Genomic DNA, 17,049 nt, shown 5'->3' with positions numbered 1-17,049 from the left:
ACCTTTCCGTGTTTTCAGTAAAAAAGAAGGCCGTTAGCCCACTGATGGGTTACGGCCTTCTTCGTACTTATATGATTTTATTGACTAAGCGTTTCTCCACCTTCAATCCGCACAGTGAACGTGTGGTTATTGGAGGCTTCCTCAATTTCAGTATAAGCCCAGTGTGTCGCTGGTACGTCGGGCCAGCTTGGTGTGGTGACACCGTATAACGGTCCGCGTCCGAACAGACGATTGACAACCTTTACGGCTTCAGCGCGTGTCAGGCTGCCGGTTGGACGGTACGTACCGTCCTCATAGCCATTGAGGATGCCAGCCTTACTTGCGGCCTCAATTTCTCTGGCGGCCCAGTGGCTAGCCGTATCCTTGAACCTGCCGGATGTAATAGCCGTAGTGTCCAGCTTCTGGTATCTCGATGCAACGGCAGCTATTTCTCCGCGGCTGATAGGGGCATCCGGAAGGAACAGGCCTTTATCGTTACCCTGCATCAACCCTGCCTCCTTGACGAATTGAATCGCACCCTTCGCCCAGTGACTGTCCTTCACATCCGGGTAAGTGGATGCAGCCGGCGCAGCGGCGTCATAGCCAAGGTTTCTCGCCAGAATTGCGGCCATTTCCGCACGGGTAATGGAATGGTTCGGCTTGAAGGTTCCATCTGTAAAGCCGTTGATGAAGGCTTTATGTTGGTTCAGCTGCTGCTGTTGCTGCTGCGCTGCCTCTGTTGCCGCCAAATACTGCTCCCAGCCTTCCATATTCAGAATGGTGAAGGTACTGAATTTGTTCACCTCGAACTGCAAGCCAAGTTCGCCGGATTTGTAATCAACAACCTTCGCCTTCTTCAGTTCCTTGTCGCCATCACTATGCTCGATAAAGATGACCAGATTGGACAGGAAGTCTTCTCTTTCCGAGAGATTGGCTGGCAGCTGCACGTCACGCAGAGGGAGCGTTAATGTAACCGGTCTGCTCTGCATATTGGTCTCGATTGTCATCGGACGGGCGACGACATCAATTTGTTTGTCAGCTGCTATTTCTCTGACAATCCGTTCGATTCTAGCCCGGTCTTCAACCTCTTTGCGCAACGTCTGGTCTTTAATCGGCACTACATGGAAATATAGATCTTCAGTGAAATTATCCAGTGATAATTGTGATATGAGAATTCTTACGTTCTCCGTGAAGATCTCCATGTTCACGTTGGAGTCGCCGAGCGTCTTAATCGCATCTTTAGGAACACTTACATTAATATCCGCAACCTGATCCTTCTCATCAGGGATCATGATCCGGGCCGTATTATCCAAGGATCCGGCAATTTTCCGGACAACCTCCTCCACCCGATCCGTGGTGAAGTTGACTACATCACGCAGGATTCCACTTGAATCCCGTGTGCGTTGGATAACCGTTTCAGCCAGCACAGAACCTTGACCCAGCTGTCCTGATTCTACCTTCACGGTTATCCGCTCTGTCGACGCTGTCGCAATTGGTGCGACAGGTACCGCCGGTTCAGCTGTCGGCGTTTCCGGTGCTGGCGTTGCTGTCGGTTCTACCGTTGGCGTTGCTGTCGGTTCTGCCGTTGGTTCTGCCGTTGGCGTCGCCGTCGGTTCTGCCGTTGGCGTCGCCGTCGGTTCTGCCGTTGGTTCTGCCGTTGGCGTAGCTGTCGGTTCTACCGTTGGCGTCGCTGTCGGTTCTGCCGTTGGCGTTGCCGTCGGTTCTGCTGTTGGCGTCGCTGTCGGTTCTGCCGTTGGCGTTGCCGTCGGCTCTGCCGTCGGTTCTGCTGTTGGCGTTGGTGTTGGTGTTGGTGTTGGTGTTGGTGTTGGTGTTGGTGTTGGTGTAGCTACAGGCTGGGCCTTAACAACTTTAACTGTGTATATCTTTAAAGTCCCATCCTCAGCAGTGACCTGAATATCAAATACGTTGTCCCCTTCAATCAGATTATCTAGAGAGGCCCCGTCTCTTCCAGTGATTTGGCTTTTCGCCTTTCCATCAGCCACTATCGGACTCAGGATGATGGAGTTCACATCATTTCCTACCTCTACCGTATAATCGGAAACGGCAGGATCAAAGGCCGGGTCCAAAGCTCCGACATCTACACCGATACTCCCCAAAGTAGCATCGGACGAACGTGATTGTCGGGTGATTTCCACCGTGTACACACTTTCTGTCTTTCCATCCTGTGCTGTAACCTTCAGGTTTACGATGTTTAGCCCTTCCACCAGCGAAATAGGCATCGGACTATCTACCGTGACACCATTTACGGTTATCTGTGCATTCATATCCCCTTTGGCAGCATCCAGTTCAACCCGATCCACTTCATAGGGTACCGACAAGAAGTACTTGAAGACTTCAGCGGAAAACTGGGGATTCAGAGCTTCTGTTCCTCTTGCAGAGCTGACGGTCAAATCAGTAAGAGAGGAGTCCTTCGGCAGAACGGCACGATTCACAGTAACGGAATAGGTTTTTGTAGTGCTGGCATCACCAGCCGTAACCTCTACTGTAATTTGATTCGTGCCCTCATCCAGTGCTACGCGGTCGCCTATTACGCCGGTAGAGGTTCCATTCTTCTTTAAGATGTAGGTTGCCAGCTCATTATTAGTCCTAATTAAAAAATCGACGTCACTTACATTGTTGTTCACATTGACCGAATAATCACCGATGCCTGCCTGGAAAACCGGTGTTAAATCGCCAGGGAAAATCGTCATATTCAGCAGAGTTGCATCTTTACTTGGATTTCTCACCAGATTAATGGTGTATACTTGCATGCTTCCATCTTGAGCCGTGACCTTAACTTCAATAACATTCAAGCCTGTGGTCAGAGGCACAGCGTTCAGGTCTTCGATCCAAACCCCATTCACAAATACGGAGGTGCTTGCATTTGCATCATCAACAACTGCACTTAGCTTAGCTACAGAAACTTCATCCTCGACCGTGCCGCTATAATTGAAAGTGCCCGGAGCGGATGTAAGGGTAATCGCATTATCCGATAAGTCAGTCATCGTCAACTCGAGCAAATTTGCATTCGACGAAGCTGCACGGACGATAGTTACCGTGTATTCCTTGATAGTAACTTTATCAGCGGCTGTAACAACTACTGTAACTACATTTTCTCCTACATTCAAAGGAATAGGCACTCCTCCTGCCGACTCCAGCCCATTGATGGTATAGGTTGCCTGTTCATCACTTGTAGTTGCTGCAACTGCCATGCTGGTAACATTGTTCGGCACATACTCATAATAGGTTGAAGTTCCGCGGTCGAAACCTCCCGATAATGTTTTGCCGGACAAAGTGATATTGGTCAAATCCGCATCGGAGGAAGCCTCACGGACAATCGTCAAAACATAATTCTTTGACGTTATCCCATCCTGAGCCCTGACCAAAATATTGAATTCGTTGACACCAACCTGTAGATTTACCAGTCTTGGCTGAGCATTCGCCGCTACATTTCCATTCAGGCTGATCTCTGCGTTTGCATCCTCAGGAGTAGGAGTAATCGTAAGCTGAGAGACACTGTTAGCCACGGTCACACCATACCCGGTTTGATTTTTGTCAAAAGAAGGATCGACTACTCCTTCTGAAAGGACCAAACTGGACAGATCGGCATTGGAAGAAGCCTTTCTGATAATATTTACGAGGGTTGTTTTTACACGGACACCGCTCTGTGAAGTCACCACGATCTCAACCGTGTTCAGACCAACATTTAAGTTCTTAGTATAGGCAGTATCATCAATATGAATATTGCCGTCCACTACGAGGCTTGCCGCAGCATCCAGAAGCTTTGGAGTAAGCTCCAGCGAGGACACCTCATTGGCAACCTCAACCGAATATCCCGTTTCGTTGTTATTAAAGGCAGGCGACAACGTTCCCGAAGAGACGGTCAAACCCGAAAGATCTGCCACATCCGAAGGTGCACGCAGAATAACCAGACTGTAAGACTTCTTCGTCACTCCATCCTGTGCCGTTACCTCGATCAAGTACTTGTTATTTCCTGCTGCAAGACCCGTAATGAGAAAAGGCGTACCACTCGGGTGATCCACGCCATTCACCTTAACGCTTGCACCCAATGCGGCTGTCGGAGTAAATTCCGCAGTCGTTACTGCGTTTGCGACATCCATTGTGTAGTCCGCCTGATTAGTATTGAAGACTGGCGACGGTCCGCCCGGCGAAGCGGTCAGATTAGTCAGAGAAGCATCCCCCAACAGCTTTCTCACAATCACAACGTCATAGGTTTTCTTTGTTTTCCCGTCCTCTGACGTTACTACAACGGAAATCAGATTCTTCCCGTAGGCCAAGCTGACATTCCCAGTGGCATCAACAGATTCCGTAGAACCAATAGCTCCACCGTTCAACGTCGCTGTAGAGAACAGATTCGACTTCTTCACGTCCACTTTAACCGAACTTACATCATTTTCGACGGTAGCGGTATAGTTGGACGTATTACTGCTGTAGCTCGGGGACAGCGCAATGGCTTGTCCGCCGCTGGACAAAGCCAGTCCATTCCCCGCAGCCAGATTGGCATCATTTCCCGGATAACGGATGATATCAAGCTGATATTCCTTGAAATTGGATGAGAATTTATCGGCTACTTTAATCTTTATGGGCTTATATACACCCACAATCAGGCCGCTGACAGTAAACGTAGGGTAGGAGCCAGTCACCGTGACGCCAGATCCATTGTCTGCGTACGCTGTTACATTTACATCAGCAGGATTCACCGCTCCTACATTTATATCGATACTGTTGTTCGGACTGCTTCCGCTTTTGTTGGGAACATGCACTTTATTGTAGATAATCCCCCGGTTAAAAGCAGGTGCCATCACACCCACAGAGGGCGAAATGAATTTAAGATCAAATTTCCCGGCCACAACACTCAATAAAAAGCTGCTGTTACTTGAAGTAATTCCATCGTTTACTGTGACTTTGATGGTGGAGGCGCCTGTCATGTTTGCTGCCGGAGTAAGATGGATACTTCTTTCCGGGCCTTCCCCTGAAAAGGTGATATTGCCATTCGTCAAAAGGGCCGTATTCGACGAGGTCGCAGAAAGCGTCAGCATGTCGCCGTCATCCACATCAGTCAGTTTAAACGGCTTAGATACAGGAGTGTTCACCGGTGTTACCACGTTGGTGTTGAACCCTGTGTCGGACTGCCATCTGCCACTTACAATGCTGCCATTTCTTGCTCCCGTGGAGGAATCCTTGGCGACCGCTCCATCACTTGGATTATTGAATTTGTAGTTGGCCATCAGACCCGCTTCAGCTCCGCTCAGACTGGTGCTCATCTGACTTTCAATCTCCGCCTGGGTCTTTGCCTTATTCCATATCCGGTAGTCTCTCATGCCCCCCGTATAATTGGCATCCTGGGACCATGTACTCTCACCTATAAAGTTATAAGCTCTCGGCAGATTGGAGTTCTGCGCCTTGGCTTTAGCCATGTCCGTCAGATCCATAAATCCGCTGCCTTTCAGAATTCCATTCCAGTAAATATAGGCCTTTTTCTCCACATGATTATATACGGCGGCCACATGAACCCATTGATTCAAAGGCAATCGCTCCGTTGTCCTTACCAGGTAAGCTTTAACTCTGGTACCCTTTTGCGGCAACGCTTCAAGTGCTATTCTCCCTGTATTTCCTTCAAAGGTAAAATGCAAATTAAAATTATCAGGACCGTAAGAGGTATCAAAGATACGCCCCCATGACGGAGCACTGCTGGCGTTCACCCACGTTTCAATCGTAAGGGAATTAGCATATATGTCCAGATCGGGAAGGGTTACGTACCCCTTACCGTCAAAATCAAGGTAATCATTGCCCCCAGACTCGGAAATATAAGGAGTATCGTTAACAGGCAGGACTTTGAGCTGCGCGGTTTCCTCAAATTCCCCAAAAGCCGGTTCTTTTCCTGTATAGGCCTCATTCACATTTACATAGTTAGGAGGATTTCCGCCGGATTCCGCTGGAATCAGCCAGTCGCGATACTTGATGCCTACAGTTCCGTTCCAATCCTTCTTCGGAACAAAGCGGATCATCACACCGCTGCCTAACACAACAATGTTGCCCGGATCAGGAGCTACAATCGACAGCCATACGCCCGAGTTGTTTTTGTACTGCCATTGCCCATTGGCGTTATCCACCTCGGTGATGCCAACTCCGCTTTGATTTAAATCTGAAATGTTTTTCCCTGCAGGTTCCAGCGTGTCCTCGAGAATGGTATCCAGCGGTATTGAAGTCTGTGCCCGAGCGACATGGGGTATACCGTAAAAATTGCTAATGATCAGGATGACAACCAAAGCCATGATTAAGTGTTTTGATCCTCTTTTTATTCCCACAAATTCAGCCCCATTTTTCTAAGATGTCCTTGCTGTTCAACTATGTCTGGTCTGCCCTCCCTGGCTTAGTCTGGAAAACGCTTATAATTAATATATCGGAATTTTAGGAAGCGCTGATTATGTCGAATTTATAGAATTTAATGTTAAATTCAAAATAATTGTTACTGCTCCAAGGTAGTCAATAAGTAAACTAAAGTAGTATATACAACCTTTCTCTGCCAATAGTAAGCTTAAGTTAGCTTATAATCCCAAGATTATTATGATTAATGTAGATGGGAGAATCGGATAAGGGAGTGGAGTATATGCAAGGATTGTCAGTGGCTATCTGCACGAGGAACCGGGTACAGGACCTGACACGGTGCATTCATTCTATAACTATACAAAGCATAGGCCGGACGTATCCTATAGAGGTCATTATCATTGATGACGGAGAGATTCCCGAAGGAACCCTCAAGGGGTTCGAAGCCTTATTGGCCGGTTGCGGTTATCCCCTTTTGTACCACAGCAAAACTGAGCGGGGATTATGGCTGTCCCGAATCAAGGCGGTGGAGCTGTCTACCATGGACAAGATCCTCTTCCTTGATGACGACGTCGAAATCCCCGATCATTATCTGGCCACTTTAATCCAAACCTACCTCGACCATCCGGACTGCGCAGGTGTCGGCGGGGTCGCCATCGGGATGCGCAACAGCTTCCTCGGCACGATCCGCTGTCTGCTCTCCTTCCAGCAATCTCTATCGAGCGGCAAGCTTTCCTTAAGCGGCCAGGCCGGCTCCATGTACAATTGGCATAAGGCACGGAAGATCTTCAAGACAGAGTTCCAGCACGGCTGCAACATGTCCTTCAAGAAAGAGGCCATTCGAGACCTCAAACCCGTCCCCTGGCTCCAAAGCTACAGCGTCGGTGAAGACATTCTTATGTCCCGTATCGCGCAAGGTTCCGGCCCCCTTTATATCAATCCCGAACTTAAACTTCTGCATCATGAGTCCCCGGCCTCCAGAGACAATCTTGAGAATGTAGCTTATATGAGAGTGCTGAACCATGTGCATTTGCTCAAGGATAAACGTTCGGGACCTGTCGGTTATCTCGCCCTGGTCTGGACGACGCTCTATCTGATTTTGCGGGAACAGCCCAAGAAGAATACAGCTGCCATCAGCGGCTACAAAAAAGGGCTGAGAGAAATATTCTCCAGACAAACCGCCGGTTAATCCATCAAACCTCAGGAAGGGAGTGGCCGCATGAGTGTGAGCATTGTAGTGCCCATGTACAATTTAGAACGTTATTTAACACCTCTGCTGCTCTCACTCCTGGAACAGAGCGGGAAGAGGTTCGAGCTGATTATGGTCGATGACGGCTCAACAGACCGGACGTATGAGGTGGCCGCTGACTTCCTGGAGCAGCATCCCGATCTGCGTTCGAAGCTGATCCGCACTCCCAATTCCGGAGTGAGCGCCGCAAGAAACACCGGGTTGGCCTCAGCTACAGGAGATTACGTGCTGTTCCTGGACGGAGACGATTACGCCGACAGCAGCCTGGTGCTGAGTATCGAGGGCGCCACGCGGACCACGGATCCGGATGTGGTCTGCTGGGGCTACAACCTCGTCCGGGAGGATCAGTCGACCATTGTAAGCTTCACTTCCGGTCAGTCCGACACTACGGGAAGCGAGGCGCTGCAGAATATTTTTGTACACAAAAGCCTGAGAATCTGGACCGGAAGCATTGCCTTCAAGCGGAGCTTTCTCCTGGAGAACGGCATCCGCTACACGGAGCGCTGTGTGAACGGAGAGGATCAGGAATTCATCTATAAAGCCTTGTCCAGAGCGTCCCGGGTGATCTCAATCCCCGACGTATTATCCTATTATGTGCAACGGACGTCATCTATTACAGGCACGTATAACGTGAATAAATTTGATGTGGTCGATGCCTTCAAACGGGTGGATGAATACTTCAAAGCCCATCCCTTCAGCGAGGCCAGCACCATCTCGGAGCTCCTCCTGACCCGGGAGATGACGGAGAACTACTTTTACAATCTCAAGACCTGCCTGAACGGCACTTCGGGAATCCGCATGCGTGACCTGCTTCATGACATTGAGAAGAGCTACCCTCATTTGAACCACGAGATGCGGCTCATTATGAAACGCTACAGCGGGGATGACAGACAGCTCGCCTTTAGAATCAAAGCCTTCTTAATTTCCCCGCCTTTATATGCGCGGTTGATCCACATGGACAGAAGCTGGCTCCAGTTCAAACATAAGCTCAAAACCATGATCACCAGAAAGGAAATTAAGATATGAAGAAGATGATGGTAAGCGCATATACAGAATTCAATTTGGGCGATGATTTGTTTATCAAGGTACTCTGCGAACGGTATCCGGATACCCGGTTTATGATCATTGCTCCCCGTTTATATAAGCTGGTATTCAAGGACATCAAGAACCTCAAGGTCTACGCTTCGGACTCCGTCCTGTTCCGGGGAATTAATTATGTCTTCAGAAAATTAAAGCTGCATAACAACTTTCTGCAGAGATTTCTGGGTGATCAGTCAGATGGAACCGTACATATCGGCGGGTCTATTTTTATGCAGGGAGAACACTGGGCGGAATATGTGGCGAACGCGGAAGCCATGCGCAACAAGAGCAAGCCGTATTATTTGATGGGCGCCAATTTCGGTCCCTTTACGGATGATGAGTATTACCAGGTGCACCGGCGGATTTTCCCGGAATATACCGACGTCTCTTTCAGAGAGCAATACTCCTATGATTTATTTAAGGATTTGGGCAATGTCCGAATGGCTCCGGATATCATCTTCCAGCTGAAATATAACGCAAACGAAACCTCATCCGGACAAAAACCTCCAGCGGGCCAAACGATTGCGATTTCGGTGATTAAGCCGTCGTCCAAGAACTTAAGCGGTTTTGACAACCTCTATTATGAAAAAATGAAAGATGTTGCAATCTATTTCATCAAGCAGGGTTATGCCGTGCATTTCATGTCATTTTGCCAGCATGAAGGCGACCAGGAAGCCATTGGGCAAATTCTCGGCCTGATTCCGGCAGAATTTCAGGAGCAGACCCATGTTCACCTCTATAAAACAAACATAGATGACATCCTCGCCGCGCTGGCAGGTGCCAGCTGTATTGTCGCTTCCAGGTTCCATGCGATGATTCTCGGCTGGGTATTTGACAAGCCTGTCTTCCCGGTGGCCTACAGCAGCAAGATGGTCAATGTCATGCAGGATGCCTATTTTACCGGAAAATACACCGATTTCGCCCATCTGTCCGAGCTTACACCGGAAGAGGTGTATGACAGTATGGCCACTAACCGGCTTGACGTGACGTTGCAGGCAAATCAGGCAGAGAAGCATTTTGAACAATTGGACGCTTATCTGTCACCGGCACCGTTGATGGAAGGGAGAAGAAGCTATGAAAGCTAAACGGAGCCTGCTGAACCTCGGCTTTGGCCTTACCAGCCAGGTGATCACAATTATTCTCGGCTTCTTCATTCCAAGACTGATTATGGTCAACTACGGCTCCGAAGCCAACGGTCTCATTGCATCCATCGTGCAGATCATCAGTTACTTCGCCCTGCTTGAAGCAGGGGTCGGTGCAGCTTCGCTGCAGGCTCTGTATAAGCCGATAGCCAACAATGACCGGGGTCATATCAATTCGATTCTCGCGGCAACCTCCAGCTATTATAAAAAAACGGGAATGTACTATTTTATCTCCGTCGTATTGCTTGCAGTCATTTATCCGCTGGTCATCCACTCGGAGATCAACAAAGTGAGCATCATGGCGATTATTTTATTCTCGGGTCTGGGCGGGGCCATCAACTATTACTTCCAGGGCAAATTCAGAATTCTGCTGATCGCCGAGGGCAAAAGCTATGTGGAGACGTCCATCGTCACCATCGCAAATATTCTGAACAATGTCGTGCGGATCATCCTGCTGCTGCAGGGTGTGAACATCATTGCCGTACAGGCTTCCTTCTTCGTGCTCACCCTGCTGCAGATCGTCGCTTTCTATTTCTATTCGAAGAAATATTATAAGTGGATCGACCTCAGCCACAAGCCGGATTTTGCAGCCATTGGCCAGAAGAACTCGGTTATGGTGCATGAGATTTCCTATCTCATCTTCCGCAATACGGACGTGTTGATTCTGACTATATTTACGAACCTGAAGATCGTCAGCATCTACGTGATGTACAACATGATCTTCACCATTGTCGACAATATCGTCCAGACGGTCAACGGAAGCATAAAGGCCGCCTTGGGCCAAAGCTATCATGAGGGCAAAGAGGCTTTCGTGAAGTTCTATGATGCTTACGAGGTCTATTTCATGGGTCTCATCTTTGCCATTCTGACTGTTGTCTATATCATCATCCTGCCGTTCATGAAACTGTACACGGCCGGCGTCAACGATGTGAACTATATTAATGCCTGGCTGCCGGTTCTATTCGTGGTGATTAAATTGTTGACCAATGCCCGCACCACCTCCAACAATATCATTACGATTGCCGGACATTTCAGAAACACCCAGTTCCGCTCTATTATGGAGTCGGCGATCAATCTGGGGGCTTCGATCATTTGCGTCATCTTCTTCGGAATTTATGGCGTGCTGATGGGCACCATCGCCGCGCTGCTGTACCGTTCCATTGATATTGTTGTCTATGCCAGCCGGGTATTGCTGGAGCGCAGTCCATGGATCACTTTCCGCAGATGGCTGATCAACGTCGTGGTCTTCACTGCCATCGTTTTTGTCACCACCAAGCTCGACCTCAGCATTACCTCATACACCGGTGTGATTCTGTGGGCCGTGCTGCTCGGCATCATCATTCTGCCCATCTATTTCCTGGTCGGATCGCTGATGGAACGCGAGGTATTCCTCTATACCTGGGGTTATCTCAAAGGCTTCCGTACGAAGCTCAAGCTGAAGCGCAAGGTTACGGCCGGGCAGGCTTAAGCGGAGTGGTGTATGCTTTCGAAGCAAGTTTTGCACGAAGTACATCAATGAAGCAGATGCTAACAAAACTTTGAGGAGGGCTGAATATGGATCACAGCGAGGAATTGCAACAGGCCGGCTACCGATTACTCCATCAGCTCCATGACGATATTCAGCATTTCTCCGCCGAAGAGCTGTCACGCGAAGCCATTGTACGCCGGGGCCGGGAGATTAGCAGCAAGGAAAGCGCACCCGCGATCCAGGAACATCTGGCAACCTTGGCTGAACTGATCGAGGCTTATTTGGCGGGGAGAGCGTCTGAGGATGCGCTGGAGTACTATTTATTGCGCCAATTTCATATTGAATTGAATACGATTGAGGGACTGCTTACGCAGCTTGCCAGACTCAGCAGCGGAACCGGGGAAACAGAGAACCAGCTGCCTGAATCCGCCGATCCTGCTGCTTATCCGAAGGTCAGCGTCATTATCACTACTTATAATAGAAAAGACTTCCTGCATCAGGCGATTCAGAGCATTCTGCGGCAGGATTATCCCCATAAAGAAGTTACCGTCATTGACGACTGTTCCAGCGATGGCACGGACGAGATGATGCACACGAATTTTGGCGGTGACCCGCGTGTCATCTTCATGCAGAATGAAACCAACAGCGGGCCGGGGAATAACCGGCGTAAGGCTTTTGCCGCTCATGGAGACGGTGAATATATTCTGTTCCTCGATGATGACGACTATCTGATTGATTCCAGTTATTTAAGCAGAGCTGTGAATTTTCACCTGACGCATCCTGAGGTATCATTTGTGGCCGCAAACGTATTTCTGGAATACTCCAAAAGCCGGAAGCTCACGATCTCCAGCCTGCAGCTGGCCAGCATTACCGGCAAAAAGGATTATTTCATGAATTTCGAGCAGAAGGGTTATCCCAAGCCTGCCTCTACACTAACCACAGTCTTCAAACGCGAAGCGCTGATGAGCATGGACATCCTGAACATGAACATGGTCAACGATGCCTCGATTTACCTGCGTGCCCTGCTGATCGGCGATGCCGGGTTCATCGATTGTTTGGCCGGGGTGTACCGGATTCATGGCAATAACATCACCTTTCATCTCAGCCAGTCGTTCCTGATCGAGAACCTGGAGGAGAAGCGGCTTATCCGCAATATGGCGATTGAACGCTACGGCTACAATAAGCAGGAAATGAACGAGTGGTTCAACCACAATGTGTATGACACGATCTCTTATTACCTGATGAATTCGGCCAAAAGTCATACCGACTTCAAGTTCATGTATAACTGGGCCAGCAGCCATTCCCCCAAAGCTTACAGCCAGCTGAAACGCCAGTTCCGCACCAAGCTGATGAAAAAGCAGCTGCTGCGGGTATCCTTCGTTCGTTCGCTGCTCAACCGGTAACTTCGACTGCGCCCATACTAATGTAGTAACCAGACACCTCGTGGGGTGTCTTTTTTTCGTGTAACCAATACCCTGTATAATCACAAAAACAAACTAATGCAAGACAAAAAACAGCACCCTCCTTCATCGGGAGGATGCCATTTGAACCTTGTTACGCTTGCTTTATCAGCTGATCCAGCAGTTCTACCGCTGCGCCAAGCTCTGCTTTGGGGATACTGCCATAGCGGTCACCGATATGCATCTCAAAAAAGCAGGAGGTTTCCCCTGTTTCCCTCAGCGATGCAGTCAGCCCCACTCCGGTTTGCTCATACACTGTAACCAATATCGGCTCAAGCTGCTCCTTGGCCATGGCAAAATGGACATGGAACATGTTCGAGACCGGCTGCTGCGGAAGCGTGGACACCTTATGGCAGCCGCCCAACAAAGCGGCAAGCTCCTTGGCCTCCTCATAGTATTGTCCCATCTTGCCGGTTCTCAGCCGGTAATAATATTGGGCCGGAACGATGTACGGGTAGAGGCTGACCAGGTCGCCGCCATGCCGCCGTTTCCAGATCTTCGATTCCTCTGTAAACTCCCTGCTGCCTGCGAGAATGGCACCGGCGATGCCGCCAATCCCTTTATAGAAGGAGATATATACGCTGTCAAACAGGCTGCATACCTCAGCCGCTGTCTTCCCGTAATACGGCAGCACCTCAAACAATCTCGCGCCATCGAGATGCAGAATAATGCCCTGCCCGCGGCAATAGGCGGAGATGGCTTCAAGCTCGGCATACTCGGGCAGCTGGCCGCCGATTTCGCGCTGCGGCAGCTCCAGCAGCAGGCAAGCAATGTCCTTTCCGATGTTCTTGACATCATCCAGTGTAATTAAGCTGTCCTTGTCCGCAAGAAGCAGCGGCTCGATATGATGCAGCTCTTTAAGCCCGTCCTGCTCATGAATCTCCAGATGGCATAAAGGATGATACGCTACCGTCTTCATCCCCTTACGGTCGCACCAGATTCTTAGAGCAATTTGCTGGGCCATAGTCCCGCTGGGGAAAAAGACCGCCGTCTCTTTCCCGAGAACTTCCGCCATTTCAGCCTGGAAATCCTCGATCAGCCCGCCCCCTCCGTAAATATCGCTGTCCGTCTGTCCATCCACTCCGGCAAAGGCCTCTTTCAACACTTCAATCTCGCGTTTCCCGTGTCCGGCCAACTTCATAGCCGTGGCGTTAAAGGCTTCAAGCAGTGATTTTGTCTCATACATCCCGGTAAATTCTCCCTTCATCTATACACCTACATCTGCATCGAATATCTTAAATTATATCATTTCAGGCTAAAACTCCTGAATTTTTTGAATGTTCACGTTTTATTCCCCGTACCGAGGTGAAATAAATTGACCGCTGTGCTACAATATTGAAATTGCAAAGGCAATCGCTTAGGGAGGTTTATTAAAACACCATGCTTATTATTGGTATCGCCGGCGGGACCGGTTCCGGCAAAACGACAGTAGCTCGCTCCGTCATTGACCGTCTGGGAACAGACAAAGTGACGTTCATATCTCAGGATAACTACTATAAAGACCATTCTTACCTCAGCATGGCTGAGCGCGGAGCAATCAATTACGATCATCCGCTTGCCTTCGATACGGAACTGCTGATTGAGCACCTGGATTGTCTGAAAGCCGGACAAGCTGCGTACGCTCCAGTGTATGACTTCACAGTTCACGCCCGTTCCACTGACAAGACGGTTGAGCTTGCGCCCAACAACATTGTCATTCTCGAAGGGCTGCACGTGCTTTCCGATGAGAAGCTGCGGGAACAGCTGAACATCAAGGTATTTGTAGATACAGACCCGGATGTGCGTATTCTCCGCCGGGTGCTGCGGGATATTGAAGAACGCGGCCGGACCATCCGCTCCATTCACACGCAATATCTGACGACGGTAAAACCAATGCATGAGGCGTTTATCGAGCCTTCCAAGAAATACGCCGACCTCATCATCCCTGAAGGCGGACAGAATCAGGTTGGCATCGAGTTGTTGTCCGTATTGACCGGGAAGTATCTTTCGGGCGATGAGCAGTGGAACGGAAACACGCGGTAAACAAGTGGAAACGGCTTCGTCGGCCTCAACAGGACGGTATCCGTTTCGGCGAGAAATAGAAGGATAATTTATAGTCTTATATTTTGAAATGATACGTAACAGGTACCGTCCTTTTTATAAGGAGGGTACCTGTTTTTTTGAGTAATATCAGTAATCCATGGAATAAAATCTCCACTTTCGCAGTGGATTCTAGTCAGGAAAACAAATCGGCATTCAACAAACCCCGCCCAATTCACACTTAAGAGTTATATTACCTTACACCAGTATGAAATTTTCATGTTTTTTCAGCAAAAAAATATAAAAAAACTATAACGAATGTTATTTTATTTGACTGGCAGCGCTTTATTCAATAAAATAAGGGTTGATTATTTCCGGTTCATCCACTATGATAATGTCATCAGGTGGATTTAAAAGTTAAAGCGATTAAACTTTATAAAGAATAAATACAGTAATATTGCCTTTTTACGACATTTATTTACGACAAAAGTTAAAGCGCTTATACTTTTAAGATCGAAAGGTTGGTGTGTCCGTGATTAAGAGTGAGAGCAGGCGTCGGATGTTCTACATGTATCTGTTTATTTCGCCCTGGCTTATCGGTTTCCTGGTCTTCGCGCTGTACCCCATCATATCATCGCTCTACTACAGCTTCGCCGATTACGACATTATTCACCCTCCCAGGTTTATCGGCCTGGCCAACTACACTGAAATGTTTCACAATGATCTGTTCTGGAAGTCGGTAACGGTCACGCTTAGATACACCTTTATCAGTGTTCCGATACAGATGCTGCTGGCTCTCGGCTTTGCGCTGCTGCTGCACCAGACGATTCCCCTGCGGGGCTTCTTCCGGACAGCAATGTATTTTCCCAGCATGGTGTCAGGCGTCGCGATGTCTCTACTCTGGTACTGGATCTTCAATCCACAGATCGGCCTCTTCAACTACATGCTCTCCTGGTTTGGCATTCACGGCCCGGCCTGGCTGATGAGTCCGGACACCGCACTGTATGCCCTGATCATCATGTCCTTCTGGACAGCCGGATCCGGTATGATTCTCTTCCTTGCAGGGCTGCAGGGCGTGCCGTCCAGCCTAATTGAAGCCGCCAGACTGGACGGTGCGGGCCGCTTTAGAATTTTCAAGAACATTACGCTGCCGATGATCTCTCCCGTGCTGCTCTTCCAGCTGATTATGGGCCTGATCGACTCCTTCCAGGTCTTTACCCAAGCGTTCGTCATGACGCAGGGCGGTCCCAATTATTCCACCTGGTTCTATGTTTACAATCTGTACAACACCGCCTTTAAGGAATACCGGGCAGGGTACTCGTCAGCTCTTGCATGGGTGCTGCTGATCGTTGTACTGGTGTTCACGGCCATCATTATGAAGCTGTCCAACCGTTATGTTCATTACGAAGGAGGGGAACGCCGATGAGTACCGTCAAGGCCACCAGCCCCCGGGTGCCAACTTCCCATTCCCGGCGGAAAGCGGATCCCGTAAAGATCACCAGCTTCATTACCTTGCTGATTACAACCTTCCTTATGCTGCTTCCGCTCTTCTTCATGGTCTCGACCTCCCTGAAATCGAAGCGGGAAATGCTGAAATTTCCGCCGACCTTTCTCCCGGAGAGCTGGGCCTGGAGCAATTACACGGAGATTTTTGATACACTGCAGTTCGGCACACTGTATAAGAACAGCCTGATCATCGCCGGACTCACCGTCATTGGCACCCTGCTCTCCTCGGCACTGGTGGCCTACGGCTTCGCCAGATACAGAGGCCGGGGCAACCAGCTCTGGTTCGCCCTGCTGCTGAGCACGATGATGCTGCCTTATCCGGCGATCATGATCCCGCAGTTCGTGCTCTTCTCCAAAATGAACTGGATCGACACCTTCCTGCCGCTGGTCGTGCCTGCATTCTTCGGTTCCGCCTATAACATCTTCCTCTTGCGGCAATTTTTCTCTACGCTGCCCGAGGAGCTGTTCGACGCCGGACGGATCGACGGCTGCAGCGAACTGAAGATGTGGCGTACCATTGCGCTACCGCTGTCCGCACCGGCACTGGCGACCGTCGCCATCTTCGCTTTTATTTACAGCTGGAACGATCTGCTCACACCAGTGCTCTACTTAAGCTCCTCGGACAAATTCACACTGCCGGTCGGCATGGCCTCGCTCACCTCGTCGCGGTTCCGCATCCCGCCTTGGCATCTGCTGATGGTCGCCTCCGTGCTGGCTATGGTTCCAATCGTCACCCTGTTCGCGGTGGCCCAGAAGCAGTTCGTGGAAGGCATAGTACTGACAGGCATCAAGTAATCT

General features: G+C 49.5%; 10 protein-coding genes. 8 read left to right on the top strand and 2 right to left on the bottom strand.

Annotated features, from left to right (window positions below; all coding sequences use genetic code 11):
* Positions 1–77: 77 nt before the first annotated feature.
* Entirely contained in the window at positions 78–6,308 is a 6,231-nt protein-coding gene (locus NSS79_RS01355; protein WP_342437988.1) for a cadherin-like beta sandwich domain-containing protein, read from the bottom strand.
* A 302-nt stretch (positions 6,309–6,610) separates the two neighbouring features.
* Here NSS79_RS01355 and NSS79_RS01350 point away from each other — a divergent pair, with 302 nt between their 5' ends.
* From NSS79_RS01350 to NSS79_RS01330, 5 genes are all read left to right on the top strand, one after another.
* Positions 6,611–7,516, top strand: a complete 906-nt coding sequence (locus NSS79_RS01350) for a glycosyltransferase family 2 protein (RefSeq protein WP_342437987.1) — start codon at positions 6,611–6,613, stop codon at positions 7,514–7,516.
* Positions 7,517–7,546: 30 nt separating this feature from the next.
* On the top strand, positions 7,547–8,602 hold the full coding sequence (locus tag NSS79_RS01345) for a glycosyltransferase family A protein (protein ID WP_342437986.1): 1,056 nt from the start codon (positions 7,547–7,549) through the stop codon (positions 8,600–8,602).
* Complete coding sequence (locus tag NSS79_RS01340) at positions 8,599–9,741, top strand: polysaccharide pyruvyl transferase family protein (RefSeq protein ID WP_342437985.1); 1,143 nt, start codon at positions 8,599–8,601, stop codon at positions 9,739–9,741. Before NSS79_RS01345 ends, NSS79_RS01340 begins: the two co-directional genes overlap by 4 nt.
* Entirely contained in the window at positions 9,731–11,266 is a 1,536-nt protein-coding gene (locus NSS79_RS01335; protein ID WP_342437984.1) for a sugar isomerase, read from the top strand. The genes NSS79_RS01340 and NSS79_RS01335 overlap by 11 nt, the downstream gene beginning before the upstream one ends.
* 86 nt (positions 11,267–11,352) lie before the next feature.
* The gene (locus NSS79_RS01330; protein WP_342437983.1) at positions 11,353–12,669 is read left to right on the top strand and encodes a glycosyltransferase family A protein; all 1,317 of its coding nucleotides are present in this window, start codon (positions 11,353–11,355) and stop codon (positions 12,667–12,669) included.
* Positions 12,670–12,820: 151 nt separating this feature from the next.
* On the opposite strand, the gene NSS79_RS01325 is transcribed toward NSS79_RS01330, so the two are convergent.
* Complete coding sequence (locus NSS79_RS01325; protein WP_342437982.1) at positions 12,821–13,912, bottom strand: beta-eliminating lyase-related protein; 1,092 nt, start codon at positions 13,910–13,912, stop codon at positions 12,821–12,823.
* Between the two features lie 194 nt (positions 13,913–14,106).
* Between NSS79_RS01325 and udk the strand changes: the two genes are divergently transcribed.
* From udk to NSS79_RS01310, 3 genes are all read left to right on the top strand, one after another.
* Complete coding sequence (udk, locus tag NSS79_RS01320; protein ID WP_076113420.1) at positions 14,107–14,748, top strand: uridine kinase; 642 nt, start codon at positions 14,107–14,109, stop codon at positions 14,746–14,748.
* A gap of 556 nt (positions 14,749–15,304) precedes the next feature.
* Positions 15,305–16,171, top strand: a complete 867-nt coding sequence (locus NSS79_RS01315; RefSeq protein ID WP_342437981.1) for a sugar ABC transporter permease — start codon at positions 15,305–15,307, stop codon at positions 16,169–16,171.
* Complete coding sequence (locus NSS79_RS01310) at positions 16,168–17,046, top strand: carbohydrate ABC transporter permease (protein ID WP_342437980.1); 879 nt, start codon at positions 16,168–16,170, stop codon at positions 17,044–17,046. Before NSS79_RS01315 ends, NSS79_RS01310 begins: the two co-directional genes overlap by 4 nt.
* The last annotated feature ends 3 nt before the right edge of the window (positions 17,047–17,049 follow it).

Origin of the sequence: Paenibacillus sp. FSL L8-0436 (assembly GCF_038593025.1) — a bacterium.
Lineage (GTDB): Bacteria > Bacillota > Bacilli > Paenibacillales > Paenibacillaceae > Paenibacillus_AQ.
Note: the sequence above shows the minus strand (reverse complement) of the source record. Positions and strands in the feature narration are given on the sequence as shown.